The organism is Nocardiopsis dassonvillei subsp. dassonvillei DSM 43111 (assembly GCF_000092985.1).
GTDB classification, from domain to species: domain Bacteria; phylum Actinomycetota; class Actinomycetes; order Streptosporangiales; family Streptosporangiaceae; genus Nocardiopsis; species Nocardiopsis dassonvillei.
In genome coordinates, this window is record NC_014210.1 from 5,708,231 (window position 1) to 5,734,003 (window position 25,773).

20 protein-coding genes, 2 tRNA genes and 1 other RNA gene are annotated in these 25,773 nt (G+C 72.7%); 13 read left to right on the forward strand and 10 right to left on the reverse strand.

The features are described from left to right. Window positions 1–138: 138 nt before the first annotated feature. Together NDAS_RS23790 and ffs are read right to left on the reverse strand one after the other, a co-directional pair. The gene (locus NDAS_RS23790; protein ID WP_013155810.1) at window positions 139–2,337 is read right to left on the reverse strand and encodes a DNA polymerase III subunit gamma and tau; all 2,199 of its coding nucleotides are present in this window, start codon (window positions 2,335–2,337) and stop codon (window positions 139–141) included. A gap of 108 nt (window positions 2,338–2,445) precedes the next feature. Further along, an RNA gene (ffs, locus tag NDAS_RS27685) (signal recognition particle sRNA small type) lies at window positions 2,446–2,541 on the reverse strand. Between the two features lie 263 nt (window positions 2,542–2,804). Here ffs and NDAS_RS23795 point away from each other — a divergent pair. After that, entirely contained in the window at window positions 2,805–4,163 is a 1,359-nt protein-coding gene (locus NDAS_RS23795) for a DUF2252 domain-containing protein (protein WP_041552982.1), read from the forward strand. A gap of 102 nt (window positions 4,164–4,265) precedes the next feature. Then, window positions 4,266–4,350 (forward strand) — tRNA-Ser (locus tag NDAS_RS23800). A gap of 79 nt (window positions 4,351–4,429) precedes the next feature. On the opposite strand, the gene NDAS_RS29095 is transcribed toward NDAS_RS23800, so the two are convergent. Continuing rightward, complete coding sequence (locus NDAS_RS29095; protein WP_041552984.1) at window positions 4,430–4,741, reverse strand: tyrosine-type recombinase/integrase; 312 nt, start codon at window positions 4,739–4,741, stop codon at window positions 4,430–4,432. A gap of 171 nt (window positions 4,742–4,912) precedes the next feature. On the opposite strand from NDAS_RS29095, the gene NDAS_RS23810 reads away from it, so the two are divergent. The 3 genes from NDAS_RS23810 to NDAS_RS23820 all read left to right on the forward strand — a co-directional run bounded on the left by NDAS_RS23810 (window position 4,913) and on the right by NDAS_RS23820 (window position 8,493). Then, a complete protein-coding gene (locus NDAS_RS23810; RefSeq protein ID WP_013155812.1) occupies window positions 4,913–6,922 on the forward strand; it encodes an NADPH-dependent 2,4-dienoyl-CoA reductase in 2,010 nt (669 codons plus the stop codon). Window positions 6,923–7,042: 120 nt separating this feature from the next. Continuing rightward, the gene (locus NDAS_RS23815) at window positions 7,043–7,900 is read left to right on the forward strand and encodes a Rieske (2Fe-2S) protein (protein WP_013155813.1); all 858 of its coding nucleotides are present in this window, start codon (window positions 7,043–7,045) and stop codon (window positions 7,898–7,900) included. 38 nt (window positions 7,901–7,938) lie between these two features. Further along, entirely contained in the window at window positions 7,939–8,493 is a 555-nt protein-coding gene (locus NDAS_RS23820; RefSeq protein ID WP_013155814.1) for a PadR family transcriptional regulator, read from the forward strand. 21 nt (window positions 8,494–8,514) lie between these two features. On the opposite strand, the gene NDAS_RS23825 is transcribed toward NDAS_RS23820, so the two are convergent. Continuing rightward, window positions 8,515–9,768, reverse strand: a complete 1,254-nt coding sequence (locus NDAS_RS23825) for an ROK family transcriptional regulator (RefSeq protein WP_013155815.1) — start codon at window positions 9,766–9,768, stop codon at window positions 8,515–8,517. A gap of 194 nt (window positions 9,769–9,962) precedes the next feature. Next, a complete protein-coding gene (locus NDAS_RS23830; protein WP_081461773.1) occupies window positions 9,963–12,146 on the reverse strand; it encodes an alpha-galactosidase in 2,184 nt (727 codons plus the stop codon). Between the two features lie 172 nt (window positions 12,147–12,318). On the opposite strand from NDAS_RS23830, the gene NDAS_RS23835 reads away from it, so the two are divergent. Further along, on the forward strand, window positions 12,319–14,793 hold the full coding sequence (locus NDAS_RS23835; RefSeq protein WP_013155817.1) for a glycoside hydrolase family 2 protein: 2,475 nt from the start codon (window positions 12,319–12,321) through the stop codon (window positions 14,791–14,793). After that, window positions 14,793–15,653: a LacI family DNA-binding transcriptional regulator gene (locus tag NDAS_RS23840; RefSeq protein ID WP_013155818.1), complete on the forward strand. Its 861-nt coding sequence runs from the start codon at window positions 14,793–14,795 to the stop codon at window positions 15,651–15,653. The genes NDAS_RS23835 and NDAS_RS23840 overlap by 1 nt, the downstream gene beginning before the upstream one ends. 243 nt (window positions 15,654–15,896) lie before the next feature. Here NDAS_RS23840 and NDAS_RS23845 read toward each other — a convergent pair. The 4 genes from NDAS_RS23845 to NDAS_RS23860 all read right to left on the reverse strand — a co-directional run bounded on the left by NDAS_RS23845 (window position 15,897) and on the right by NDAS_RS23860 (window position 17,504). Continuing rightward, a tRNA-Ser gene (locus NDAS_RS23845) sits at window positions 15,897–15,981 on the reverse strand. Window positions 15,982–15,991: 10 nt separating this feature from the next. After that, window positions 15,992–16,474, reverse strand: a complete 483-nt coding sequence (locus tag NDAS_RS23850) for a nucleoside deaminase (protein ID WP_013155819.1) — start codon at window positions 16,472–16,474, stop codon at window positions 15,992–15,994. Then, window positions 16,471–16,959 carry a tRNA adenosine deaminase-associated protein gene (locus tag NDAS_RS23855; protein WP_013155820.1) on the reverse strand — a complete coding sequence of 163 codons (489 nt, stop codon included), beginning with the start codon at window positions 16,957–16,959 and terminating at the stop codon, window positions 16,471–16,473. The genes NDAS_RS23850 and NDAS_RS23855 overlap by 4 nt, the downstream gene beginning before the upstream one ends. 44 nt (window positions 16,960–17,003) lie before the next feature. Beyond that, the gene (locus tag NDAS_RS23860; protein ID WP_013155821.1) at window positions 17,004–17,504 is read right to left on the reverse strand and encodes a tRNA adenosine deaminase-associated protein; all 501 of its coding nucleotides are present in this window, start codon (window positions 17,502–17,504) and stop codon (window positions 17,004–17,006) included. Between the two features lie 323 nt (window positions 17,505–17,827). On the opposite strand from NDAS_RS23860, the gene upp reads away from it, so the two are divergent. The 6 genes from upp (at window position 17,828) to NDAS_RS23885 (ending at window position 23,073) form a co-directional block, all read left to right on the forward strand. Next, window positions 17,828–18,481, forward strand: a complete 654-nt coding sequence (gene upp, locus NDAS_RS23865) for a uracil phosphoribosyltransferase (protein WP_013155822.1) — start codon at window positions 17,828–17,830, stop codon at window positions 18,479–18,481. 412 nt (window positions 18,482–18,893) lie between these two features. Then, window positions 18,894–19,127 carry a hypothetical protein gene (locus NDAS_RS23870; protein ID WP_013155823.1) on the forward strand — a complete coding sequence of 78 codons (234 nt, stop codon included), beginning with the start codon at window positions 18,894–18,896 and terminating at the stop codon, window positions 19,125–19,127. Window positions 19,128–19,435: 308 nt separating this feature from the next. After that, a complete protein-coding gene (locus NDAS_RS29015; protein ID WP_013155824.1) occupies window positions 19,436–19,597 on the forward strand; it encodes a hypothetical protein in 162 nt (53 codons plus the stop codon). An 18-nt stretch (window positions 19,598–19,615) separates the two neighbouring features. Beyond that, a complete protein-coding gene (locus NDAS_RS23875; protein ID WP_013155825.1) occupies window positions 19,616–20,125 on the forward strand; it encodes a PH domain-containing protein in 510 nt (169 codons plus the stop codon). A gap of 439 nt (window positions 20,126–20,564) precedes the next feature. Continuing rightward, window positions 20,565–20,795: a hypothetical protein gene (locus NDAS_RS23880; RefSeq protein WP_013155826.1), complete on the forward strand. Its 231-nt coding sequence runs from the start codon at window positions 20,565–20,567 to the stop codon at window positions 20,793–20,795. Window positions 20,796–21,417: 622 nt separating this feature from the next. Then, window positions 21,418–23,073 carry a TlrC/CarA/OleB/SrmB family ABC-F type ribosomal protection protein gene (locus NDAS_RS23885; protein WP_013155827.1) on the forward strand — a complete coding sequence of 552 codons (1,656 nt, stop codon included), beginning with the start codon at window positions 21,418–21,420 and terminating at the stop codon, window positions 23,071–23,073. Window positions 23,074–23,175: 102 nt separating this feature from the next. Here NDAS_RS23885 and dnaB read toward each other — a convergent pair whose 3' ends face one another. Next, the gene (gene dnaB / locus NDAS_RS23890; RefSeq protein WP_013155828.1) at window positions 23,176–25,773 is read right to left on the reverse strand and encodes a replicative DNA helicase; all 2,598 of its coding nucleotides are present in this window, start codon (window positions 25,771–25,773) and stop codon (window positions 23,176–23,178) included.

Below are 25,773 nucleotides of genomic sequence, written 5' to 3' on the forward strand. Positions count from 1 at the left end.
CTGCCGGCGGCCCGCCGTGCTCCCGGGAGCGAGATCACCGGTGAGGAGGCTCCCGCACGCCACACCGTCAACGGTCGGCGCACCGGCCCCGGGGAGCCCGGCCCGCCAACGGCGGACGCGTGACCTGGTGGTGGGAACCTAGAGGGACGGGTCCGGGGCCTCGTGCTCGATCTCGTCGATGATCCGGCCGCCGAGCTCGGACTCGATCAGCCCGGCGCCCGACGTTCCCGAGGCGCTGGGAGGCCTGGAGTCCCCCGCTCCTGCGGGGGCGCCTGCGGAGGCGGCTCCGGCGGGCGGCGCCGCCGTCTCGGGCCGCGGCGGGGCGGGCTGGGGGGGCGGGGCCTGCTCGACCGCGGGCGAGGAGTCGCCGTACTCGGGCGGCGGCGCGGCGGCCGCGTCCTCGTAGGGGTCGGGCGGCGGTTCCTGGAGTCCGGTGACGATGCGGTCCGGCGGCGGCCCGGTCGGCGCGGACTCCGGTGCGGGGTCCGGGGCCGGAGCGGGTTGCGGGGTCTGCGCGGGGCTCGGGCCGGAGGCCGCCTGCGGCGCGGGTTCGGGCGCCCCGGACCGCACGGGTTCGGCGGAGGGCGCGTCCCACCCGGCGGGCTCGGCCGGGCGCGCGGGCTCGGGCCTGCGCGCGGGGGCGGCGGAGGCCGCGGCGGCGCTGCCCGCGGCGGCGACGCGCACCTCCATGCCCAGGACCTGCTGGATCGCGGCGGCCACCACCTGGTCGCTGCCGCTGTTGCTGAAGCCCTTGGCCTCGTTGGGCCGGGAGAAGCCGAGCAGGACGGCGTTGCCCTCCACACCGACCGGACGGACGTCGCTGCCGCTCAGCACCATCCAGGTGAACCGGCGGCGGCCCTTGACCGCCTCCAGGATCTGCGGCCAGGCGCCCTGCACGCGCCCCAGGTCCAAGGATCCGCCGGACGCCGCGGGCGCCTGGCTCCGCGCGGGGGCGGCCTGCCGGGCCGGGACGTCCCAGCCCGCGGGCTCGGAGCGCTGCTGTGCCGGGGCCGGGGCGGCGGGGGCCTCCACAGGGGCCGGAGCGACCGACGGGGCCGGAGCCGCGGCGGCGCGCACGGGTTCGGAGGGCACCACCGGGGAGGCCGGGGTGACCGGCGCGGGAGCGGGAGCGGGGGCGGGCTGGACCGGCGCGGCGGAAGGGGCGACGGCACCGGAGGCGATCCGGCGCTCCATCTGCTCCAGGCGGGCCAGCAGGGCCAGGCCCTGGTCGCCGTCGGCGGCTGGGAGAAGCACCCGCGAGCACATGAGTTCCAGCAGCAGACGGGGCGCGGTGGCGCCGCGCATCTCGGTCAGGCCCTGGTTGAGGATGTCGGCCGCGCGGCTCAGCTCGGCCGGGCCCAGACGCGCGGCCTGGTCCTTCATCCGCTCCGTCGCCTCCGGGTCGACGTTGACCAGGCCCTTGTCCAGGGCGTCGGGCACGGCGGCCAGGACGACCAGGTCGCGGAAGCGCTCCAGCAGGTCCGTGGTGAACCGGCGCGGGTCGAGTCCGCCCTCCACCACGCGGTCGATCAGGCCGAACACGGCGGCGCCGTCACGGGCGCCGAGCGCGTCGACCATCTCGCCGAGCAGACTGGAGTCGGTGTAACCCAGCAGGGAGACGGCGCCCTCCCGGGTGATGCCGCCCTCGTCCGAACCGGCGATGAGCTGGTCCAGCACCGAGAGCGTGTCGCGCGCCGAGCCCGCGCCCGCGCGCACGACCAGCGGCAGCGCGGCCGGGTCGTAGGAGACGCCCTCCTCCTTGAGCAGGTCCTCCATGAGTTCCTTGAGGGTGCTCGGCGGGATCAGGCGGAACGGGTAGTGGTGGGTCCGCGAGCGGATCGTGCCGATGACCTTCTCGGGCTCGGTGGTCGCGAACACGAACTTCAGGTGCGGCGGGGGCTCCTCGACCAGCTTGAGGAGGGCGTTGAAGCCCTCCCGGGTCACCATGTGCGCCTCGTCGATGATGTAGATCTTGTAGCGCGAGTTGACCGGGGAGAAGAAGGCGCGTTCGCGCAGGTCGCGGGCGTCGTCCACACCGCCGTGGGAGGCGGCGTCGATCTCGATGACGTCGATGCTGCCGCCGCCGTCGGGGGCCAGGGCGACGCAGGAGTCGCAGGTGCCGCAGGGGTCGGGGGTGGGGCCCTCGGCGCAGTTGAGGGAGCGGGCCAGGATGCGGGCGCTGGTGGTCTTGCCGCAGCCGCGCGGGCCGCTGAACAGGTAGGCGTGGTTGATCCGTCCGCTGCGCAGCGCCTGGCGCAGCGGGTCCGTCACGTGTTCCTGGCCACGCACCTCGCCGAACGTCGCGGGCCGGTACTTGCGGTACAGCGCGATGCTCACGGTGTGATTCCTCCCCTGGTCCCTGCCACGTGTCCATTCAACCCGCGGGCGGTGACAGCTCGCGCCGGTTGACGAGGACCGGGAGGGGTTCGACCGGGCCGGAGAAAGACAAAGGACCCCCCGCGCACCCGCCAGAGCCCATTTATCCTTGCTGCCTTCCGGCCCTGGGGAGGTTCATAGGGTGACGCCGCACGAGGGGTCTGCCCCGAGTGTATCCGAACCCCGGACCGCTCGGGCAACCCGCGCCCCGCCCCCTCCCCGGGGGCGCGTCGCCCTCCGGAGCGGGACGTCCTCCGGAGCAGGCCGCCCCCCGGAGCAGGCCGCCCCCCGGAGCGGGCCGCCCTCCGGAGCGGGCCGCCCTCCGGAACACGGAAATCGGGCGGAACGCGCCTCCCGGACCGGGCGTCTCATCTCGGGCACAGGGCCCACGGGGCCTGGACCGGCACACACGTAACCTCTCAGAGATCATGGACGGCATGGGCATGCTCGACCGGCTCGATTCCACCGACAGCTCCGCGGAGCGCCGCGACCTCATCGTCGCCACGCTGGAGAACGCCTTCTCGGACCTGATGTCCGCCGACCCGGCGGCGTTCCGCGTCAAGTTCCGCAAGATGGCGGCCAACCCGTTCGCCTTCTACCGGGGCAGCGCCGCGCTCTTCTACGACGACGTCTCGGGCATGGACGACCCCTGGGCCGACGAACGCACCTCGCGGGTGTGGATCCAGGGTGATCTGCACGCGGAGAACTTCGGCACCTACATGGACTCCACCGGGCGGCTGGTGTTCGACGTCAACGACTTCGACGAGGCCTACCTCGGCCACTTCACCTGGGACGTGCTCAGGTTCGCGGCCAGCATCGGGGTCATGGGCTGGCAGAAGGCCCTGTCCGACGAGGACATCAGCGCGCTCCTGCCGCACTACGTCGACGCCTACATCGCCCAGGTGCGCGAGTTCGCGACGACGGGCAACGACTCGGAGTTCTCGCTCAAGCTGGGCAACACCGACGGCACCGTGCACGACGTGCTCCAGAAGACCCGGCTCAACAGCCGCGCCGAGATGCTGTCGTCCATGACGACCCGCGACGGGTACACCCGCCGCTTCGCCGAGGGCCCCCGGGCCCGCCGCCTGGACGACGCCGAGCGGGAACGGGTCCTGGCCGCCTACGAGGCCTACCTGGGCACCATCCCCGAGGACCGGCGGTACGCGTCGATCAACTACGCGGTCAAGGACGTGGTGGGCAGCGGCGGCTTCGGGATCGGCTCGGCGGGGCTGCCCGCCTACACCCTGCTCATCGAGGGCCAGTCGGAGGCCTGGGACAACGACATCGTGCTGTCCATGAAGCAGGGCAACGTGGCGGCGCCCTCGCGTGTGGTGACCGACCAGCGCATCATGGACCACTTCCAGCACCACGGGCACCGCACCGCGATGTCCCAGCGGGCGCTCCAGGCGCACGCGGACCCGCTGCTGGGCCACACCGAGATGGGCGGCGTGGGCTTCGTGGTGAGCGAGGTCTCCCCCTACACCAACGACCTGGACTGGGACGACCTCACCGAGCCCGCGGAGATCGCGCCGGTGCTGGACTACCTGGGGCGCGCCACCGCCAAGGCGCACTGCGTGTCCGACTCGCACGCGGACGCCACGCTCGTGCGCGGTCAGACCGAGGAGGCGGTCATGGCGGTGCTCGACGGCCGCGAGGCGGAGTTCACGCGGTGGTGCGTGGACTTCGCGCACCGGTACGCGGCCCAGACCCGGGCCGACTACTCGCTGTTCGTGGACGCCTTCCGCAACAACGCCATCAGCGCGGTGAGGTCCAGCCGGGACCTGTGACCCGGGATCGGGGAGCCCGGCTCCGGGGCCGTCCGGAGGGCCCCGGGAGGGGCCGCGAAAACCTGTTCAGAGCACCCCGTGACGGCATGTAGAGTTGTTCGCGGAGGATTCGCCTAGTGGCCTAGGGCGCACGCTTGGAAAGCGTGTTGGTGGCAACGCCTCAGGGGTTCGAATCCCCTATCCTCCGCGGCGGCTAGCAGCCGAAACGAAAGGCCCCGACCGGACACCGGTCGGGGCCTTCGTCGTTGGTGGTCTCATTCTTGGTCTCAGTTGGCCGCGGCGGGACCACCCTCCCCCTCCCGGGGAGCCTCCCAGATCAACCCACCGACACGGTCGGCGGCGTCCGCGCGGACCTCGTCCACCACGTGCTGGTAGCGCTTCGCCATCGCGGAGGAGGACCACCCCATGATCCCCATCATCGCCCTCTCCGGAACCTCCAGGATGAGCAGCACGGTCGCGGCGGTGTGCCGGGCGTCGTGCAGCCGCGCCTCCCGCAGCCCGGCCTCCCGCAGCAGGGCCTTCCACTCGTGGTGGTCGGTGTTGGGGCTGAGCGGCCGGCCGAACTCGTCGGCGAACACCCAGCCGCCTCCTCCCACAGGCCCCCGGCGGCCCCACGTTCCCGTTCCCGGCTGATCCGACCCCGCTCCCCCGGTACACGAGGTGCGCCCGCGACCCTTTTTGCAACTTGTTGCATAATGAGTGCGGGCCGACCGGACACCGGCCCGCGAGGCACCGCGCGAGGAGACGACATGGGCGACTACCCCCACCTGCTGGAACCGCTGGACCTGGGCTTCACCACCCTCGCCAACCGCGTGGTCATGGGCTCCATGCACCTGGGCCTGGAGGAGGCGCCGGGCGGCTTCGAGCGGATGGCCGCCTTCTACGCCGAGCGCGCCCGGGGCGGCGTCGGCCTCATCGTCACCGGCGGCATCGCACCCAACCCCGAGGGCGCCACCTACAAGGGCGCCGCGAAGATGACCACTGAGGCGGAGGCCGAGGAGCACCGCGTGGTCACCGCGGCGGTGCACCGCGAGGGCGGGCGCATCGCCATGCAGATCCTGCACACCGGCCGCTACGCCTTCAACGAGGACTCCGTGGCGCCGAGCGCGATCCAGGCCCCCATCAGCGCCTTCACACCCCGGGCGCTCACCGGCGACGAGGTCGAGCGCACCATCGAGGACTTCGTCCGCGCCGCCGAACTGGCCAGGCTCGCCGGGTACGACGGCGTGGAGATCATGGGCTCCGAGGGGTACCTGATCAACCAGTTCGTCGCCCGGGCCACCAACAGGCGCGAGGACGATTGGGGCGGCTCCTTCGAGAACCGCATGCGCTTCCCCGTGGAGATCGTGCGGCGCGTGCGCGAACGCGTCGGCGCCGACTTCATCGTGGTCTACCGGCTGTCCATGCTCGACCTGGTGCCCGGCGGCTCCACGTTCGACGAGGTGGTCCGGCTGGCGAAGGCCGTGGAGGAGGCCGGGGCGACCATCATCAACACCGGCATCGGTTGGCACGAGGCGCGCATCCCCACCATCGCCACGTCCGTTCCGCGCGGCGCCTACAGCTGGGTGACCCGCAGGCTCCGGGGCCGGGTGTCCGTGCCGCTCGTCGCGGTCAACCGCATCAACACCCCCGAGGTGGCCGAGGCGATCCTGGCCGGGGGCGACGCCGACATGGTCTCCCTGGCCCGCCCCTTCCTGGCCGACCCCGACTTCGTCGCCAAGGCCGCGGCGGGCACCCCCGAGCAGATCAACACCTGCATCGGCTGCAACCAGGCCTGCCTGGACCACACGTTCAGCCTGAAGACCAGCTCCTGCCTGGTGAACCCGCGCGCCTGCCACGAGACCGAACTCGTGCTCTCCCCCACCCGCCTGCGCAGGAGGGTGGCCGTCGTGGGCGCCGGACCCGCCGGGCTCGCCTGCTCCGTGTCCGCCGCCGAGCGCGGGCACGAGGTCACGCTGTTCGACGCGGCCGGGGAGATCGGCGGCCAGCTGAACCTGGCCCGCCGCGTACCGGGCAAGCAGGAGTTCGACGAGACCCTGCGCTACTACCGGGTCCAGCTCGACCGGCACGGGGTGGACGTGCGGCTGGGCGCCCGGGTGGGGGCCGCCGACCTGGAGGGCTACGACGAGGTCGTGCTCGCCACCGGCGTCACCCCGCGCGTGCCGGGGATCCCGGGCGTGGACCACCCCAAGGTGGTGGGCTACGCGGACGTCCTGCGCGGGAGCGTCGAGGTCGGCGAACGCGTGGCGGTCATCGGCGCGGGCGGCATCGGCTTCGACGTGGCCGCCTTCCTCACCGACGGCGGGGGCGACGTCGACACCGGGGAGTTCCTGCGCAGGTGGGGCGTGGACACCGACCCCGCCTCCAGGGGCGGCCTCGGCGAGCCCCGGCGTCCGGCGTCGCCGCGCACCGTGCACCTGGTCCAGCGCAGGGCCGGCAAGGTCGGTGCGGGCCTGGGCAGGACCACGGGGTGGATCCACCGGCTGGAGCTGCGCCACCGCGGCGTGGAGACGGTCGCGGGGGCCGAGTACGACCGGATCGACGACGAGGGCCTGCACCTGACCGTCGACGGGGAGAAGCGCGTGCTCGACGTGGACACCGTCGTGGTGTGCGCGGGCCAGGAGCCGCTCCGGGACCTCGCCGACGAGCTGACCGCCTCGGGCCGTGCGGTCCACCTGATCGGCGGCGCCGACGAGGCGGCCGAGCTCGACGCCAAGCGGGCGATCGACCAGGGCACCCGCCTGGCCGCCGCGCTGTGACACCCGCCCCGGCCTCCCCGGCGCAAGGGTCCGGGGAGGCCGGGGAAAGCCGGGTTCAAGGATCCGCGCGGCTCCGGGTCCCGTGAGTGACACGCGCGCGCCTCGGGTAGCCGCACCACCATGAGAATCGGTGAACGCATCCGCCGGATCGAACGCGACGAGCAGCTCGACCCCGCGGTCTCCAGCATGAAGAGCCTGGCCGAACGGATCCCGTCCGGCACCGTCCGCGACATGCTGCACGGGGTCCAGCTCGGGCACCCCGTCCACCCGATCCTGGTGCAGCTGCCCCTCGGTACGTGGATGGCGGCGGTCCTGCTGGACTCGCTGCCCGGGGACCACCGACGCAGCGCGCACGCGCTGGTCAACGCCGGGCTGGTCACGACCCTGCCCGCCGTGGTGAGCGGCCTGGCGGACTGGTCGCAGCAGCACGAGCGCCAGCAGCGCGTGGGCGTGGTCCACGCGGCGACCAACGGCGTCGGCACCCTGCTGTTCGGCGCCTCCTCGCTGGCCCGGGCCCGCGGTCGCCAGGGCTGGGGGAGGTTCCTCGCGCTGGTCGGCGTGGGCGTGGTCGGCCTGAGCGGGTCCCTGGGCGGGCACATGGCCTACTACCGGTCGGCGGGTGCCAACAGCGCCGACCACCTGGTCGACCTGCTGCCCGGGGGCTGGCACGACCTCGGCCCGCTGGACGGGTTCGACGACGGCGGGCTCGGCGGGGGCGACGTGGCGGGCGTCCCGGTCCTGGTGGCGCGGACGGGCGGCTCCGTGAGCGCGATGCTGGGCACGTGTCCGCACATGGGCGCGCCCCTGGCCGAGGGTGAGCGGGTGGACGGGTGCGTGCGCTGCCCCTGGCACGGCAGCGAGTTCCGCCTGGACGACGGGACGGTGGTCCACGGGCCCGCGACCGCTCCGCCGCAGGTCCTGGACGCGTCGGTCGTGGAGGGCCGGGTGATGGTCCGCCTGCCCGAGTCCGCCCCGTGACGGAACGCGGCTCCCGCGACGCTGCCTAGAATGCGCCCATGTCCCTGCCCCACGCCATCCTGACCGCCCTGCTGGAGAAGCCCTCGTCCGGCCTGGAGCTGGCCCGGCGCTTCGACCGCTCGATCGGGTACTTCTGGTCGGCCACCCACCAGCAGATCTACCGGGAGCTGGGCAAGCTGGAGCGGGCGGCGCTGATCCGGGCGCTGGCGACGGACGGGCCGACCCGCGGAGGGCGCAAGGAGTACGAGGTGCTGCCCGCGGGACGTGAGGAGCTGGAGCGCTGGGTGGACCTGCGCGAGGACCCCAGGGCCTCCCGCGACCCGCTGCCGCTGCGACTGCGCGCCGCCGGGGTGGTGGGCGTGCGCGGCCTGGTTCCGGAACTGCGCCGCCACCGCGACCTGCACCTGCTGCGACTGGAGGAGTACCGCGGGTTCGAGCGGCGCGACTACCCGGACGGGCCCGCCACCGAACGGGAGCGGGTCCAGCGCCTGGTGCTGCTCGGCGGCATCGACGTGGAGGCCGGGTGGGTGGCGTGGTTGACCCGCGCCGTCGAGGAGCTGGAGGACGCCGGGGAGGGCGCCCCGGACGCCTGACCGCGTCGGCCCGCTGGACTCTCAGTCCCAGTCCGCCCCGGACTCCGACAGGTTCTCGGGCAGACGCAGCCCGGGGCGCAGCGGAACCAGTTGGCCCTGCAGGACCATGGCCGCCGCGCCGATGGCGGGCGCGGTCGCGGCCGACGTGGACATGCGCACCTCGACAGGGTGGGCGGCGCGGGCGAAGAAGGCCCGGTCCAACTCCTCCTGGATGACGGGCAGGTAGACCGACCCCGCCGCGGCCAGGCTCGGACCGGTCAGCACCAGCAGGTCCAGGTCCATCAGGTTGGCCAGCGTGCGGACCGCCACGGCCAGGTGGCGGGCGGAGCGGTCCAGCAGGGCGCGGGCGGTGGGCTGGCCCAGGCGGGCCGCGCGGACCACGGCGGTGAACTCCGCGCCCACCGACGGCCGGACCGGGCCGCCCTCCCGGGTGAGGCCGGCGGCGCGGGCGAGGTCCCCGTCGGCACGGGCGGCCGCCACGACGGCGGCCGGACCGGCGACCGCCTCGGCGCACCCGCGTCCGCCGCACCAGCACAGCGGCCCGTCCACGTCCAGGCACACGTGCCCGACCTCCCCGGCGTTGCCGCTGGCCCCGTGGTAGGGGATGCCGTTGACCAGGACCCCGGCGCCGACGCCGGTGGCCATGTACACGGCGGCGAAGATGGACGACCCGCCGACCACGCCGGACCAGTACTCGCCGAGGGCGGCGGCGGTCGCGTCGTTGCCGGGGACCACGGGCAGGCCGACCGCGTCCTCCAGTTCCCCGGCCGCGGGGTAGTCGGCCCAGTGCCGCAGCGAGGGGTGCCGGTGGAGCCCGCCGGTCGGGGCGACCAGCCCGACGCCGAGCACCCGTTCGCGGTCCACCCCGGCGCCCTCCACCAGGGCTTCCACCTGGCGGGACATGCGGGAGGTGGTCTCGGCGGGGTCCTCGTCCCGGTTCACCCCGGCGCGGGTCATCCGGGAGACCACGGCGCCGGTGAGGTCGATGAGGGCGTAGGTGATGCCGATGGGGTCGATGTGGACGCCCACGGCGTAGCGCGACTCCCGGTTGAGCCGGAGGAGGACGCGCGGCTTGCCGCCGGTGGACTCGGCGCGCCCGGTCTCCAGGACCAGGCCGTCGTCGATGAGCCTGCGGACGACGGTGGAGATGGTGGCGCCCGTGAACCCGGTGGCCTCCACCAGTCCCACGCGGCTGATCGTGCCCGCGGCGCGGATGACGTCGAGGACCGCCGCCCTGCTCGTCGTGTGCGGAATCGCCCGTGACGGCCCGCCCAATGCCACCTCCATCCGGTCACGTCGCGCCCGCGCGCGGGGACCCGCCCCTCCGCGTCCGGCGGGCGGGCGTGGGCCAAGTTTCGCGCCCGCGCGCGGGGACGGCAACCCGGCTCCCCGGCCGGGCTCCCTCCTCCGTGCCGTGCCCGTGGAGGACGGCACGCGCGGTGCCCTCCCGAGCCGGGCCGGGGCCGGGTTCAGAGCCGGGTGGCGCGCACCAGGACCAGCCGTTCCGGGAAGAGCACCGGCGCCTGGAGGCCCGCGCGCTCCAGCGCCGCGCCCCTGACGCGGACGCCCTCGGGGGTCCACCAGGGCAGCGGCACCCCCCACCGGTGCGCGTTGCCGTCGGGCACGTCCCCGGGCGCCTGCGGGCGGACCCGGTAGACCGCCTCCGGGCGCAGGCCCGGCAACCGGACGGGCCCGGTCGGGTACAGCTCCGAGGTTCCCGTGGCGACGATCGCGTAGAGCGCCTCGGAACCGTCCTCGGCGACCACCCCGTGCACCCGGACCGCCGGGTCCGGGTGGTCGCCGTGCACGGCGGTCCCCGTGTGCAGCAAGCCGCGCAGCTCCTTGTACAGCTCCACCCACTCCCGCAGGCGGGCCAGGTCGGCGGGGTCGGCGCGGGTGAGGTCCCATTCGATCCCGAAGTGCCCGAACAGGGCGGTCCCGGCCCGGAAGTCGACGGTGTGGCGGCGGTCGGTGGTGTGCGCGGTGCCCGCCCCCACGTGGGTGCCCATCAGCTCCAGCGGGACGAGCGCGTTGGTCCACCGCTGGATGTCCTGCCGCTCCAGGGCGTCGATGCAGTCGGAGACCCACACGCGGTCGGTGCGCTCCAGCACCCCCAGGTCCACCCGTCCGCCGCCGGACGAACAGGACTCGATCTCCACAGCCGGGTGGCGGCGGCGCAGTTCGTCCATCAGCCGGTACACCGCCAGGGTCTGGCCGTGGACCCCGGCCCGCCCGGTCGGCCGGTGCCCCGCGTCGACCAGGTCCCGGTTGTGGTCCCACTTGAGGTAGGAGACCGGGTAGGCGGACAGCAGGTCGTCCAGGCGCTCCAGGACGTACGCGAACGCCTCCGGACGGGCCAGGTCGAGCACCTGCTGGGAGCGCGCCGGCCGGGGCAGCCGGTCGCCCGCGGCCATGATCCAGTCCGGGTGCGCGCGGGCCAGGTCGGAGTCCTCGTTGACCATCTCCGGCTCCACCCACAGCCCGAACTGCATGCCGAGCCCGGTGACGTGGTCGGTGAGCGGGCCCAGCCCGTCCGGCCACACCTCGTCGGAGACGTACCAGTCGCCGAGGCCGCGCCGGTCGTCGCGGCGCGAGCCGAACCAGCCGTCGTCGAGCACGAACCGCTCGGCGCCCACGCGGGCGGCGGCGTCGGCCAGCTCGCGCAGCCGGTCGAGGCCGTGGTCGAAGTAGACGGCCTCCCAGGTGTTGACGACCACCGGGCGCGGGGTGGAGGGGTGGTGCGGGCGCGAGCGCAGGTGCCGGTGGAAGCGGGCGGAGACCTCGTCCAGCCCGTGCCCGTGCGAGCCGTACTGCCACGGGGTGGTGTAGGACTCCCCCTCGGCCAGCACGACCTCCCCGGAGAGCAGCAGCTCGCCCGAACCCAGCAGGGACACCGCGTGGTAGGTGCGCTCGGCGAAGGTGCGGTGGTTGCCCGACCAGGCCGTGTGCACGGCCCACACCTCGCCGGAGCGGTTGCCGGAGCCGTGCGTCCCCGCGGCCAGCAGGTGGGCCGCGTCGTAACCGGTGCGCCCGGTACGGTTCTCGCGCACCCGCAAGCCCTGGGTGAAGGCGGTCCGCTGCGGGCTGCGCTCGCGCATGTGGCGCCCGCCGAAGTCGAGCAGCTCGACCGCCTCGGCCGGGACGGGGAGGACGAGGTTGACGGCGTCCACGGCGAAGGGGGACGCGGCCCCGTTGGTGACGGTGGCTCGCTGGCGGACCAGGCCCGAGGGGGTCAGCTCGACCACGAGGTCCAGGGAGAGCCCGGCCCGGGCGTCCTCGGCGCGTACGGTCAGGCGCCCGCCCGCCGGGGAGCGGTGCTCCACCGCGGACTCGCGCACGCGGAAGGCGGTGGAGAAGTCGGCGCCGCCCCGGTTGCCGACCAGGCCCGGCGTGCCGAGCCAGCCGGCGGACTGCTCGGGGAGCACGGCCACCTCCACCGGCCCGTCCACGGAGAACCCGATGGGCTGCGGGCTCAGCGCCAGGCGCAGGTCGTCCAGCTCCCCGCGGGAGAGGTCGCCCAGGTCCGAACCCCAGTGCAGGACCCGGGGCAGGGTCTGGCCGGTCAGGTCCAGCAGGAGGCTCACCCCGGCGGCGCGCAGGTGGGGGAGGTCGGAGCCGCCGGAGAGGGGGCGGTGCGATGCCACGGTCGCCACGTCCTTCGTGGTCGGGAACAGGGTTGACTTACTTTGTTCGGAAAAGTAAGAATCCCCGAGGTGGCTGGTTCGCGCAAGAGGGACCGCCACCCCACGACGACCGCGACGCCCCGCGGAGCGCGCTCCGCGGACACGCCGGACGTCCCCGCCCCCGAAGCCCCGAGAGGCACAGATGATCCGTCACACCCTGCACGACGGCTGGCGGCTGTCCGCGACGAGCGGGCCCGTCCCGGAGAACGTCGCGGGCCGCACCGTCCCCGCCCAGGTCCCGGGGAGCACCCACCTGGACCTGCTGGCCGCCGGGCTGATCCCCGAGCCCTACCTGGACAGCAACGAGACCGAGCTGGCCTGGATGCACCGCGCGGGCTGGCGCTACTCCCTCACGTTCGAGGCCGACGCGGTCGAGGACGGCGAACGCGTCGACCTGGCCTTCGACGGCCTGGACACGGTGGCCACCGTGGAGCTCAACGGCACCGTGCTCGGCACCACCGCCAACATGCACCGCGGGTACCGCTTCGACGTGCGCGACACGCTGCGCGCCGGGGCCAACGAGCTCGTGGTCGTCTTCCGGTCCGCGCTGGAGTACGCCGAGGAGGTCCGCGGGGAACTCGGCGAGCGGCCGCACACCAACACGCACCCGTACAACATGGTCCGCAAGATGGCCTGCTCCTTCGGCTGGGACTGGGGGCCCGACCTCCAGACCGCCGGCATCTGGAAGCCCGTGCGCCTGGAGCGGTGGCGCACCGCCCGCCTCTCCCAGGTACGCCCGCTGGTCACCGTCGGCGAGGACGGCACCGGCCGGGTGGAGGTGCACGCCGACGTCGAGTGGTCCGGGAGCGCTCCCGGTCCCGGTCTGGTCCTGTCCGCCGAGGTCGCCGGTGCGCGGGCCACCGCCGACGTGGCGCCCGGCGCGGAGGGCGGCGTGGTCGTGGTCGAGGTGCCCGACGCCCGCCTGTGGTGGCCGGTCGGCCACGGCGACCAGCCCCTGTACGACCTGTCCGTCACCCTGACCGCGGACGGGCGGGCCGAGCCGCTGGGCTCGGAGGACCGCCGCGTGGGCTTTCGCACCATCACCGTGGACACCACGCCCGACGAGCACGGCACCCCCTTCACCGTCGTGGTCAACGGCAAGCCGATCTTCGTCAAGGGCGCCAACTGGATCCCCGACGACCACTTCCTCACCAGGATCACGCGCGAGCGTCTGGCCCGGCGCGTGGACCAGACCGTCGGCGCGCACATGAACATGCTGCGCGTGTGGGGCGGCGGGATCTACGAGAGCGAGGACTTCTACGACGTCTGCGACGAGCGCGGCGTCCTCGTGTGGCAGGACTTCCTCCTGGCCTGCGCCGCCTACCCCGAGGAGGAGCCGCTGTGGGGTGAGTTCGAGGCCGAGGCCCGGGAGAACGTCGCGCGCCTGACCTCGCACGCCTCGCTGGCCCTGTGGAACGGCGGCAACGAGAACCTCTGGGGCTTCATGGACTGGGGCTGGCAGGAGCGGCTCGGGGACCGGACCTGGGGTTACGGCTACTACACCGACCTCTTCCCCCGCGTCGTGGCCGAGCTCGATCCCACCCGGTTCTACGCCGACGGCAGCCCCTACACCCCGGGGTACGCCCCGAAGGAGGTCCACCCCAACGACGAGGCGCACGGCACGCGCCACGAGTGGACCGTGTGGAACCAGACCGACTACCGGGCCTACCAGGACCACGTGCCCCGGTTCTGCTCCGAGTTCGGCTTCCAGGGTCCGCCCACCTGGGCCACCCTCACCGACTGGGTGCACGACGAGCCCCTCACGCCCACCTCGCCCGCCTTCCTGCTGCACCAGAAGGCCGAGGACGGCAACGGCAAGCTCGCCCGGGGCCTGTCCGCCCACCTGCCCACGCCGAGGAGCTTCGAGGACTGGCACTGGGCCACCCAGCTCAACCAGGCCCGCGCGGTGGCGTTCGGCGTCGAGCACTTCCGGTCCTGGTGGCCGCGCACCGCGGGCGCCCTGGTCTGGCAGATCAACGACTGCTGGCCGGTCACCTCCTGGGCGGCCGTGGACGGCGAGGAGCGTCCCAAGCCGCTCTGGTACGGGCTGCGCCGCGCCTACGCGCCGCGCCTGCTCACCGTCCAGCCCCGGGACGGGCGGCTGGTGCTGGTGGCCGTCAACGACACCGACGAGGCCTGGTCGGAGCCGGTCAGCGCGCAGCGCCAGACCTTCGGGGGCGAGGTGCTGCACACCGCTAGGATCGAGCTGGCCGTACCGCCCCGTTCCGCGGCGGAGTTCGACCTGGCACGGGAGCTGCTCGCGGCCGGGGACGCGAAGGAGGAGGTGCTCGTGGCCACGACCCGCGACGCCCGCCTCGTGCGGCCCTTCCGCGAGGACGTCCACCTGTCCTACGACCCCGACGCGCTGACCGCCGTCGCCGCGCCCGTGGAGGGCGGCTACCGGGTGGAGGTGCGCGCCTCGTCCTTCGCCAGGGACGTCTCCGTCCTGGCCGACCGGGTGGCCCCCGACGCCGAGGTGGACGACATGCTCGTGGACCTGCTGGCCGGGGAGACGCACAGCTTCCTGGTGCGCACCGACGCGGAGGTGGACCCGACGGCGCTGACCGCCGCCCCCGTCCTGCGCTCGGCCAACTCCCTGCGCGCGCGGCGGGCCTGATGGACGGGTCCGGGACCGGAGGCGCGGTCGGGCTGGTCCTGGCCAGGCCGCGCCGCCTGCTGAGCGCCGAGCCCTTCTTCATGGAGTTCATCGCCGGGATCGAGGAGCGGATGGCCGAGCGCGACATGTCGGTCCTGCTGCACCTGGTGACCGGCCGGGAGGCCGAGCTGGCCGCCTACCGCCGGTGGGCGGAGCGGCGGCTGGTGGACGCGGTCGTGGTGGTCAACCCGACCGAGGGGGACGAGCGCCCCGCCGTGCTGCGCGAGCTGGGCCTGCCCGCCGTGGTCGCGGGCAGCCCGGTCCCGGACCCCGCCACGCCCACCGTCCTGACCGACCACGTGTCCCCGGTCCGGACGGCGCTGGAACGCCTGCTGGAACTGGGCCACCGGCGCGTCGCCCGGGTGAGCGGGCCGGTCGAGCTGCTGCACACACGCGCCCGCACGGAGGCCCTCGCGGAGGGCTGCCGAGCGGCCGGGATCCCCGCTCCGGTGGTCCTGGAGGGCGACTACTCCCACGAGGCGGGCGCCCGGCTCACCGCGGAGCTGCTCAAACGGGAGGACCCGCCGACCGCGGTCCTGTACGACAACGACGTGATGGCGGTGGCCGGGCTGGAGGCCGCCCGCGGCCTGGGCGTGCGGGTCCCCGGGCAGCTGAGCCTGGTGGCCTGGGACGACTCGACCCTGTGCCGCCTGGCCGAGCCCGCGCTCACCACCATGAGCGTGGACGTGTACCGGTACGGGGTCGCGGTCGCGGAGTCGGCCCTGGAGTGCGCCGACGGGGCGGCCGTGGCGGAGCGGTGGTCGCCGGCGGCGCGCTTCGTAGCCCGGGGCAGCACCGGCCCGGCACCCGCCGGGGAGTAACCGCACCGGCCCGTCGCCACGGCGGCTTGTCGGTCTGTCGACGGGGCGACCTGTCGACAGGCCGACAAGTCGTTCAGGGGCCGCACTCCGGCCGCCGGACCCTGCCCTGGCCGACGGAACCCGATCAGGGAAACGCGAAGGGCCGGTTGCTCCGCGCCGCGCACACCGTGCGTCGGCTCGGACCAACCGGCCCTCGCTACCTCTACCGGCCGGACGCTCACCCGCGTGAGCATCGGCCTCGTGCGGTGGAGGAGGGATTTGAACCCTCGAAGGGTTGCCCCTTACCCGCTTTCGAGGCGGGCGCCATCGGCCACTAGGCGACTCCACCGCGAGACACTCTACCGGATACGGCGCCGTGCGAAAAACCGGCTCAGGAGATCGGAGCACCTGTCCGAGAGCTCCCGCGGCACCAGGTCCGGCGGAACGACCTCCGGGCGGTGGTTGAGGCGGGGGTCGCGGACCGCGTCCCACACCGACCCGGCCGCGCCCGCCTTGGCGTCCCTCGCCCCGTAGACCAGCCGGTCCACGCGGGAGAGCACCGTCGCGCCCGCGCACATCGTGCAGGGTTCGAGGGTGACCACCAGGGTGCAGCCGCCCAGCCGCCACTCGCCTCGCGCGCGTGCGGCGGCCCGCAGCGCCAGCACCTCGGCGTGCGCGGTGGGGTCGCCGGTGGCCTCGCGCTCGTTGCGCCCGGTGCCCAGGACGGCGCCGTCGGCGTCCAGCACGACCGCGCCCACCGGCACGTCGCCCGTCTCCAAGGCGGCCTCGCCCTCGGCGATCGCCGCGCGCAGCGCGGCGTCGAGGACGTCCCGTCCGATCACAGCCTCATGCCGTCGAGGATCTCGGCGAAGCCCGCGCGCTCGGCCACCACGGCCAGGACGTCGCTGGGCAGGACCCCGCCGCCGACGGACAGGGAGCGCAACTCCTCCTCGGTCAGGCCCAGGTCGGAGAGCAGGCCCCCGTCGCCGTCGGGCCGCGGGTCGGGCCGGGCTCCGGCGCTCTCGGAGGGCGGCGGCGCGCCCAGCCCCCCGGCCTCGGACAGCACCGAGGCCAGCGGGTGGTCGTGCACCACCCGCGCGTCGGAGAGGTACACGCGCGGCTCGCCGCCGTCGTCGTCGGCGCGCACGATGGCGAACCACTCGTCGTCGGCCTCCACCAGCAGGATCGAGACCTCGCTGCCCCGGTCGGTCGCGAAGTCGAGCATCAGTTCGGTGACGTCGTCGATGACGTCCACGTCCCCGAGTTCGACCTCGGTTCCCCGCCACGTCCTCCCGTTGGGAGCGAAGACCGCTGCGAAGGTCGACACCGCGTGCTCTCCTGTTCGCCCGGATGCTCTTCTAGAGCAGGTCCTTACCCCATACCGTCCAGTACACGCTGGAAGGACTGGGCGAATCCCAGCCGCTCGGACACGCTGGCCAGCACCTCGTCGGGGTACAGGTCCAGATCGCCCGCCAGAGCGCCCAGCTCCATCTCGTCCAGTCCGAGGTCGGCCACGATGGACAGGTCGCCCGCGGGCAGCACCTGGTCCAGGTCGTCGTCGTCCGGCTGGTCGATGTCCAGGTAGTCCAGGACGTCCCGGGCCACCTGCCAGTCCACGGACGCGGTCACGTCGGACAGGAAGAGGGAGACGTCCTCACCGTAGACGCGCACGATGATGAAGAAGTCGTCGCCGACCGAGACCAGACCGAGGGAGCCGCTGATGCTCGGCTGCTGGCGCAGGGCGTGGATCAGCCCCTTGAGGTCGTGCGTCAGGGTCACGGGGAGCAGGTCGACGTCCCAGTACTCCTCTTCCCTGTACGCGATGGCCGCGAAGTCGCCCGAGTCGTCGTCACCATGATCGAGCACTGTCATCGTCACCCCAACCCGGCCGGTGTATCGGTGCGGACGAAGGAATCCCGGATCGCCCGTGCGAGTGACATGGTAACGATCACTCCGGTGCCACCGTCCCCCTTGGTCCGCGTCATTCCGGACCACGCTCTCATGAGAACCGGATCCCCGCTGCCCCTCCGCCGCTCCCACGCCCCCCGGGAGGCCCCGGCCGCGCGGCCGCGCCGGTCCGGAGCGGGGACCGCGCGGCCCTCGGCGCCTCCGGTCCGGTGGATGCGCGCGGTTAGACTCGGGCAGGCCTCCTCCCCAGCCACCGTCTTGTTGTCCCAGCTCAACCGGAGAACGCTTTGGAAACCCTGGTCGTCGACCACCCCCTGGTCGCGCACAAACTGACCACCCTGCGCGACGTGGGTACCGACTCCCCGACCTTCCGGCGCCTGACCGACGAGTTGGTGACCCTGCTCGCCTACGAGGCGACCCGGGACGTCCGAGTGACGGACGTCACCATCCGGACCCCGCTCGTGGAGACCACCGGAACGCAGCTGACACGTCCCACGCCGCTCGTGGTGCCGATCCTGCGCGCGGGCCTGGGCATGCTCGACGGGATGACCCGCCTGCTGCCCACCGCCGAGGTCGGCTTCCTGGGGATGGCCCGCGACGAGGACACCCTCCAGCCCGCCACCTACGCCGACCGGCTGCCGCAGGACCTGTCCGGCCGCCAGTGCTACGTGCTGGACCCGATGCTGGCCACCGGCGGCACCCTGGCCGCCGCGCTCAGGCTCCTGGTGGAGCGGGGCGCCGACCACATCACCGCGATCTGTCTGCTCGCCGCCCCCGAGGGCCTGACCGCGGTGGAGCACAGGCTCGCCGAGGAACTGGACCCCGACCACGGCGCGACCCTGCGCGTGGTGACGGCCGCGGTGGACGAGCGGCTCAACGAGCAGGGCTTCATCCTGCCGGGGCTGGGCGACGCGGGCGACCGCCTCTACGGCTGCGCCTGAGACACATCCGCCCCATCCACCCCCAGCGCCCACCGGATCACGGTTGGGCGCTTTTTCGGCTCTTTTTGCTACCGGAGGAATGAACGACCGAAAACCGGGCATGCCTGCAGCCGACTCCCCCGTCCGCCCAGGTGGACACGGCGAGCCGGCGCAAGCGCCGACACGGTTTTGCATTAGCCGAATTCATTTCGAGACGGTAATGTAACAGAGAGGAGTGAAGATGGTTCTCGCACGCCCGTAAGCGGAGACCAGCCGGACCGAAACACCCCTCGCCCCTAGACCCCTCATCATCAGCCCGCTGACACCGCACGCCCGCGCCTCCTCCGGCGCGACGCTTCGTCCACCCTCCAGCGGCTACCGAAAGATCCCGGAAGAACACACAGCGCGACCCCCGTAGCCCCCAAGGAGTGAGATGACCGAGAACCCCTCCACCTCGACCGCCCGCGACTCTCGCTTCGAACCGGTGCGGAGCCGGTTGGCCGAGGAGTTCTCCGAGGTGCACCACACCTCCACCGTCACGCGGTGCGTGGACGCGGCGCGGCACGGCGCCGAGGACGTGACCGGCAAGGCCACCCCCGAGCTCGTGGAGCGGATCGCCCGACAGCACCTCCAGGTGCTCGCGCTGGCCTTCGCCGAGCAGTCCTAGCGGATCCGAGCAGGTCCTACCGAGGTTTTCGGCCTGTCCGAACTCCGGTGACCTGGACAGGGGGCTATGAATTACCCCCTTATATCCAGCAGTGTCCTTAATGTCATAGTCCTCAGTGGACCTGAACCACATTCCGGACCACCAATCACTGGGTTACCAACACCACCGGAACCGGACACAGCCCGCATGCGAGGAAGGTCCGACATACCGCCACGCCGAGGGTGCGCCCCAGGCTTTACGGGCATGATGGTCGGTGCGACAATCACTGCTGGGTTGGTGGGTCAGGTGGATTCCAAGGGGAGTCAGTCGTGGCGAAGTTGAAAAAATGGGGCGGCTACGCGCTCATCGCTTTCGTGGCGTTCTATCTGTTCACACAGCCGGAAAGCGCTGCGGGGGTCATCGAGAGCGCTCTGGGCGGTCTGATGGGGGGCGCGGAGTCGATGTCCCGTTTCGTCAACGCGCTCCTGTAACCGGAACGGTCGGGTGGCATGCGGCTCGTAGCGTCGAGTAACAGCGCTCCTGCGTCGGTCAACCGCTACCTCCTGCCGCACGAGCAGGACGTGGTGACCATCCGTCGGCACCCCGCGGTGCTGATCGGTCCGGTCGGAGCGGTCCTCGGCGCGCTGATCCTCGCCGGGATCCTCAGCAACACCTCCATCGCCGACAGCGCAGCGACGCTGGCGATCATCTGGTGGGTGTGGCTGCTGGTGTTGGTGTGGTTCGTGTGGCGGGTAGCGGAGTGGTCGGTGGACTACTTCGTCATCACCTCCGCACGACTCCTGCTGACCACCGGCCTGATCGTCCGGCAGGTGAACATGATGCCGCTGGGCAAGGTCACCGACATGAGGTTCGAGCGGACCCTGCTGGGCCGCTTCCTCGGTTACGGGACCTTCGTGATGGAGTCGGCCGGTCAGGACCAGGCCCTGAGCCGGATCGACTTCATCCCCTACCCGGAGCAGCTCTACCTGGAGGTCGTGGGGCTCATCTTCAAGGAGTGACCGCCGCGCCTCAAGGCCCACGCGGAGCACCCGCCGTCCCGGCGGGTGCTCTCGCTGTGTTCGGGCCCCTGCCGGGCGGGCGGTAGGCGGTCCCCGGTGAACCGTGGCCTCCGCACACGGCCGGGCCACTCCGGTGCGGTGCCACCGCAGCGCGGCGCCGGGCGCGCGGCCGGACCGGGCGCCCCCTTCGCGCTTCGTTCACCTTCCGTTCACCTTCCCTTCGGGTGACACACTCCTTTCCCCGGCGCAGGTCAGAGAACCGTCACACAGGGCATTCGTCACATCACGCATAGAACCCACCGACCTGGGCATGTCTCCAAACAGGCCTCACACGGAGGCCGAGCCCCCGATGGACCGAGCCCGCGAGCTCCAGTGAATTGACTCGAAGGTGAACGTACGGTTAACTTGGGGCATCTGAAACGGAAACGAGGAGGGTCCCATGGCGCGCAGGACGGACCGTGCACCCCACCCCACTCGGTTCTCGACGACCCGTCGGCGCATCCGCCTCTCGGCTGGGACCAACCGCCTCTCCGGTCTCGCGACCGAGCCGGTCAACGTCCCGCAGCCCCGCGAGGACGCCGACGCGACGACGTCGGGACACCCGATCATGCACTGGGTGCTGGTGACCGACGACAAGGGTCGGAGCCGCCCCGAGGTCCGCTGGCTCTAGCCAGCGGCTCGAACGAAGGCCTCCCCGCCGGATCCTCCGGACGGGGAGGCCTTCGTCATGGGCCCCGCGGCCGACCGCGCCCTCCGTACGGGCGGGTCCGGTCCGTGAAGGGCCGCACCGGGTCCGGCGCACGGGTGCGCGGCGGACCGAAGCGAGCACAGGGGGCCGCCCCGCGGGGCGGCCCCTCGTCCTGTGCGGAGTCCGCGCGGGGCCTCCCGGCGACGCCCTCCTGGTGCCACGTCCCTTTGTCGACAAATCGGCTTGACCATAAAGAGCAAAGTGGTTAGCCATTACAGGGCCTCTGGCACCCCGAACACCGTGATGTCGGTCTCACGGATGTCCGCTTGACGGCCAAGAAAACGAGACGTATCGTCTTCCCCATGAGGCTGACCTTCCTGTAGTCCCGCGTCCGACGCCCGAGCCGCCGCCAGCGCCCAGTGCCGCACGGCGACCTCCCCACGCTCCCCGGCGTCGCCGTACCGCGGTCGACCACGGAAGGCCTCACCGTTCCCTTTTCTCGGACCCGCGCCATCGCCGCGCCCTGTCCGAAACCCGGAACGCCAGCGCCCCACCGTCGATCCGCGGCTCCTCTCCCAGCCACACCGCAGATCAGGAGGCGCGCATGCTCACCGCCCGAGTACGAGCACAGTCCCAGCTCACCCTCAACGACATCACCCACCGCTACGGCGACCACACCGTGCTCGACCGTGTCACCCTCACCATCAGCCCCGGCGAGCGCGTCGGGATCATCGGCGACAACGGCTCGGGCAAGAGCACGCTGCTGCGCCTGCTCGCCGGGGAGGAGGAGCCCACCAACGGCGACCTCACGGTCCGGGCTCCGGGAGGAACCGGCTACCTGCCGCAGACCCTGGAGGCGGTGGGGGTCTCCACCGGCACCGTCGGCGACGCGATCGACTCCGCCCTGGCCGTCCTGCGCGACATGGAGGCGCGCCTGCGCGCGGCGGAGAGCACGCTCGGCTCGGCCACCCCGGAGGAGCTGGACGCCTACGGCGACCTGCTGGCCCGGTTCGAGGCGCGCGGCGGCTACGACGCCGACGCGCGCGTCGACGCCGGACTGCACGGGCTGGGCCTTCCCGGCCTGGACCGCGACCGCCCGCTGAGGACCCTCTCCGGCGGGGAGCGCTCGCGCCTGGCCCTGGCCGCGATGCTGGCGGCCTCGCCCGAACTGCTCCTGTTGGACGAGCCCACCAACGACCTGGACGACCGCGCGGTCGCCTGGTTGGAGGACCGGCTCCGCCGCCACCGGGGCACGGTCGTGGCCGTCACCCACGACCGGGCGTTCCTGGCCAACGTGACCGACACCGTCCTGGAGGTCGACCACGACCTGCGCCGGATCCACCGGTACGGCAACGGCTACGACGGGTTCCTGGCCGCGAAGGCCTCGGCCAGGGCCCGGTGGATCCGCGAGTACGAGGAGTGGAGGGCCGACCTGGCCCGGCAGCGCAGGCTGGCCGAGAACAGCATCGCGGCCCTGAAGGCCATCCCGCGCAAGATGGAGAAGGCCGCGTTCGGCCACGGGGCTTTCAAGATGCGGGGGGCCGCGCACGGTTCCATGGGCCGCGTCCGCAACGCCAAGGAGAGGGTGGAGAGGCTGACCGCCGACCCGGTGGCGCCGCCGCCGGTACCGCTGCGGATGACCGCCGGGTTCACCGGATCCCGCACCGGTGAGAGCGCTCCGGCCGCCTCGCTGGAGGGGGTCCGGGTGGACCACCGCCTGGAGGTGCCCTGCCTGGACCTCGCTCCGGGCGAACGCGTGCTGGTCACCGGGCCGAACGGGGCGGGCAAGACCACCCTGCTCCGGCTCCTGTCCGGGGACGCGGTCCCCGACGAGGGGCGGGTTTCGGTCCCCGGCCGGGTGGGTTACCTGCGTCAGGAGGACGGTTCCTTCGCCGCCGGACAGACCGTGCTCGGCGCCTACGCCGCGGGGCGGCCCGGGTTCGCCGAGGACCACCGGGACGAGCTCGCCTCGCTCGGGCTGTTCCGGCCCGGGGAGCTGGACCAGCCGGTGGCGTCCCTGTCGGTGGGCCAGCGCCGCAGGATCGAGGTCGCCCGGCTGACGTCGGGTGCCTACGACCTGCTGCTCCTGGACGAGCCGACCAACCACCTCTCCCCCGGTCTCGTGGAGGACCTGGAGGAGGCGCTGACACGTTACGAGGGCACGCTGGTGGTCGTCACCCACGACCGCAGGACCCGACAGCGCTTCACCGGCCGCCACCTGGAACTACGGGAGGGGATCGTGGTCAGCGACTCCGTGTGAAGCGGACGTAGCGCTTTGTCGACAAATCGGCTTGACCATAAACCGCTATTACGACTAGCCGATATTCGGGGCCCGCCGCGCGGCGGGCCCCGAAGCACCGGTCTAGCCGGGTGCCATGTCGACGAACCGGCTGTAGTGGCCCTGGAAGGCCACGGTCACGTCCGCCGTGGGGCCGTTGCGGTGCTTGGCCACGATGATGTCCGCCTCGCCCGCGCGCGGCGACTCCTTGTCGTGCACGTCCTCGCGGTAGAGCAGGATGACCATGTCCGCGTCCTGCTCGATCGATCCACTCTCACGGAGGTCGGACACCTGCGGGCGTTTGTCGGTGCGCTGCTCGGGGCCTCGGTTCAGCTGGGAGAGCGCCACCACCGGGACCTCCAGCTCCTTGGCCAGGAGCTTGAGCGACCGGGACATCTCCGAGACCTCCTGCTGACGGCTCTCCACCCGGCCGGGCGAGCTCATCAGCTGGAGGTAGTCGACGATGACCAGCTTGAGGTCGTGCTGCTGCTTGAGCCGCCGGCACTTGGCCCGGATCTCCATCATCGACATGTTCGGGGAGTCGTCGATGAACAGGGGCGCGTTGGCCACCTCGCCCATGCGCCTGGCCAGGCGGGTCCAGTCCTCGTCGGTCATCAGACCCGAGCGCATGGTGTGCAGGGGCACCCGGGCCTCCGCCGACAGCAGGCGCATGACGATCTCGTTGCGCCCCATCTCCAGGCTGAAGAAGACCGCGGTCATGTCGTGCTTGATGGACGCCGCACGCGCGAAATCCAGGGCCAGCGTCGAGTTGTGGGTGGGGACCATCGACCGGGTGGCCAGGAACAGGTGGTCCGGGTGGTCCACCTGGACGCAGCGGACCGGAACGCTCTCCACCGGTCGCACCTCGGTGACGAACCGGGAGCCGATCCGTGCGTAACCTCGGTCGGCGCCGCGCTCCCGGTGCGCACGCCTCTTGCGTGCGAGTCGGAAGACCTCGCTCCTGGAGCCGAAGGTGACCGTGTAGCAGGTCGACGATTCCTCCGACCGGCCGCCGACCCGCCTGGTCGACATCCCGGTGCGGTACCCCAGGCTGTGCGCCAGTTCCCGGAAGCCGTTCGCCAGGCGCTGGCTGGTGACCGCGAACTGCACGGAGCCGGTGGCGTTCACCGTGCCGTCCGTGTCCAGCAGACCGGCGAGGAGGGCGCGCCGCTGGTCGGCCGAGGCGCGCAGGTACTCCTGGGGGATGTGCTTGTTCCCCAGAACCCCGAGGGTGCGCAACCGCGCCTGGACACTGCCGTGGCTGGTGACGCACTCACGGCACCGGAGCTGACCGAAGCAGGGGCGCCCGCAGTCGACGCAGGAGGTGTGCGGCACAGGATCGGAGACGAAGCGCGCCTTGCCCCCGCACGACTGCCCACAGCTGCGCACGTGAGGCAGGGAGGGCACGAACTCCGTTCCGCACACCACGCACTCACGGGCCGTGGGCGTGGTGTCCTCCTCCGGCAGGAAGACACCATAGGTCATGCCGGTGGAGCCGACCGGCTTGGTCACGAGTCCCTCGGCCTCGATGTTGAGCAGGACCTCGGGGTCCGTGCTGGTGACCCGGGCGGCGGCGGAGGCTCCGTCACCGAGCCAGGCGCCGAGGAAGTAGGGCGGCAGGGGGAGGTCGCGTTCGGGCAGCTCGATGGCCTCCGCGTTGACCACCGAGTGGTTCAGCCTGCGGTCGGCGGTCTCCGTACGCAGGGTCCGGGCGATCTCCCTGGTGGTCCTCACCTCGGGCAGCACACGGGGAACCGTGCCCCGGGCCTCGGCCTCCCGGGCCGCGCGCCGCGAGGCCCGCGTGTGGGTCAGCCACTGGTGGTCGCCGTCGGCGACGACGGTGGTGCCGTCGTCGAACACGACCTCGAAGCAGGGCCGCCCGGTCATGACCTCGGTGGCGGCCACCACCCGGGTGGGTGTCCCGTCGGCGGCGATCAGCTCGGTGCCGACCTCCACCTCCCCCATGGTGGTCCATCCGCCGGGTGTCGGCAGGGGCGTGTCCAGGGCCAGCGCCTTGCCAACGGCCGGGCGGGCGGCGATGATGACCATCTGGCCGGGGTGGAGGCCGTTGGTGAGGGCGTCGAAGTCGGCGAAGCCGGTGGGCACGCCGGTCATGGTCCCGTCGTTGGCGCCGATCGCCTCGATCTCGTCCAGGGCGCCCGGCATGATGTCGGCGAGCGCGACGTAGTCCTCGCCGGTGCGCTTCTCCGCGACCTTGTAGATCTCGGCCTGGGCGTGGTCGACCAGGTCGTCCACCTCGCCGTCCCCGGCGTAGCCGATCTGGGCGATGCGGGTGCCCACCTCGACCAGGCGGCGCAGGACCGCGCGGTCGGAGACGATCTTGGCGTAGTAGCCCGCGTTGGCCGCGGTCGGGATGGCCTCGGTGAGGGTGTGCAGGTAGAGGGCGCCGCCGACCCGGGTGGCCTCGCCGCGCTTGGTCAGCTCGGCGTTGACCGAGATGGCGTCCACGGGCTCGCCGCGGGAGAAGAGGTCGACGATGCTCTCGTAGATGATCTGGTGCGCGGGGCGGTAGAAGTCGGCGGAGCGGATGATCTCCACGACCTGCGTGATGGCGTCCTTGGACAGCAGCATGCCGCCGAGCACGCTCTGCTCGGCCTGGATGTCGTGGGGCGGGGTGCGCTCGTATCCGCCTTCTTCAGGTGGCTGCTCAGCGACACTCAC

Bases quoted from the DNA above. Each gene is read 5' to 3' on its own strand.
- NDAS_RS23795 (WP_041552982.1), top strand. From the start codon at position 2,805: ATGGACGGCATGGGCATGCTCGACCGGCTCGATTCCACCGACAGCTCC.
- NDAS_RS23810 (WP_013155812.1), top strand. From the start codon at position 4,913: ATGGGCGACTACCCCCACCTGCTGGAACCGCTGGACCTGGGCTTCACC.
- NDAS_RS23815 (WP_013155813.1), top strand. From the start codon at position 7,043: ATGAGAATCGGTGAACGCATCCGCCGGATCGAACGCGACGAGCAGCTC.
- NDAS_RS23820 (WP_013155814.1), top strand. From the start codon at position 7,939: ATGTCCCTGCCCCACGCCATCCTGACCGCCCTGCTGGAGAAGCCCTCG.
- NDAS_RS23835 (WP_013155817.1), top strand. From the start codon at position 12,319: ATGATCCGTCACACCCTGCACGACGGCTGGCGGCTGTCCGCGACGAGC.
- NDAS_RS23840 (WP_013155818.1), top strand. From the start codon at position 14,793: ATGGACGGGTCCGGGACCGGAGGCGCGGTCGGGCTGGTCCTGGCCAGG.
- NDAS_RS23860 (WP_013155821.1), bottom strand. From the start codon at position 17,504: ATGACAGTGCTCGATCATGGTGACGACGACTCGGGCGACTTCGCGGCC.
- NDAS_RS23870 (WP_013155823.1), top strand. From the start codon at position 18,894: ATGACCGAGAACCCCTCCACCTCGACCGCCCGCGACTCTCGCTTCGAA.
- NDAS_RS23875 (WP_013155825.1), top strand. From the start codon at position 19,616: ATGCGGCTCGTAGCGTCGAGTAACAGCGCTCCTGCGTCGGTCAACCGC.
- NDAS_RS23880 (WP_013155826.1), top strand. From the start codon at position 20,565: ATGGCGCGCAGGACGGACCGTGCACCCCACCCCACTCGGTTCTCGACG.
- NDAS_RS23885 (WP_013155827.1), top strand. From the start codon at position 21,418: ATGCTCACCGCCCGAGTACGAGCACAGTCCCAGCTCACCCTCAACGAC.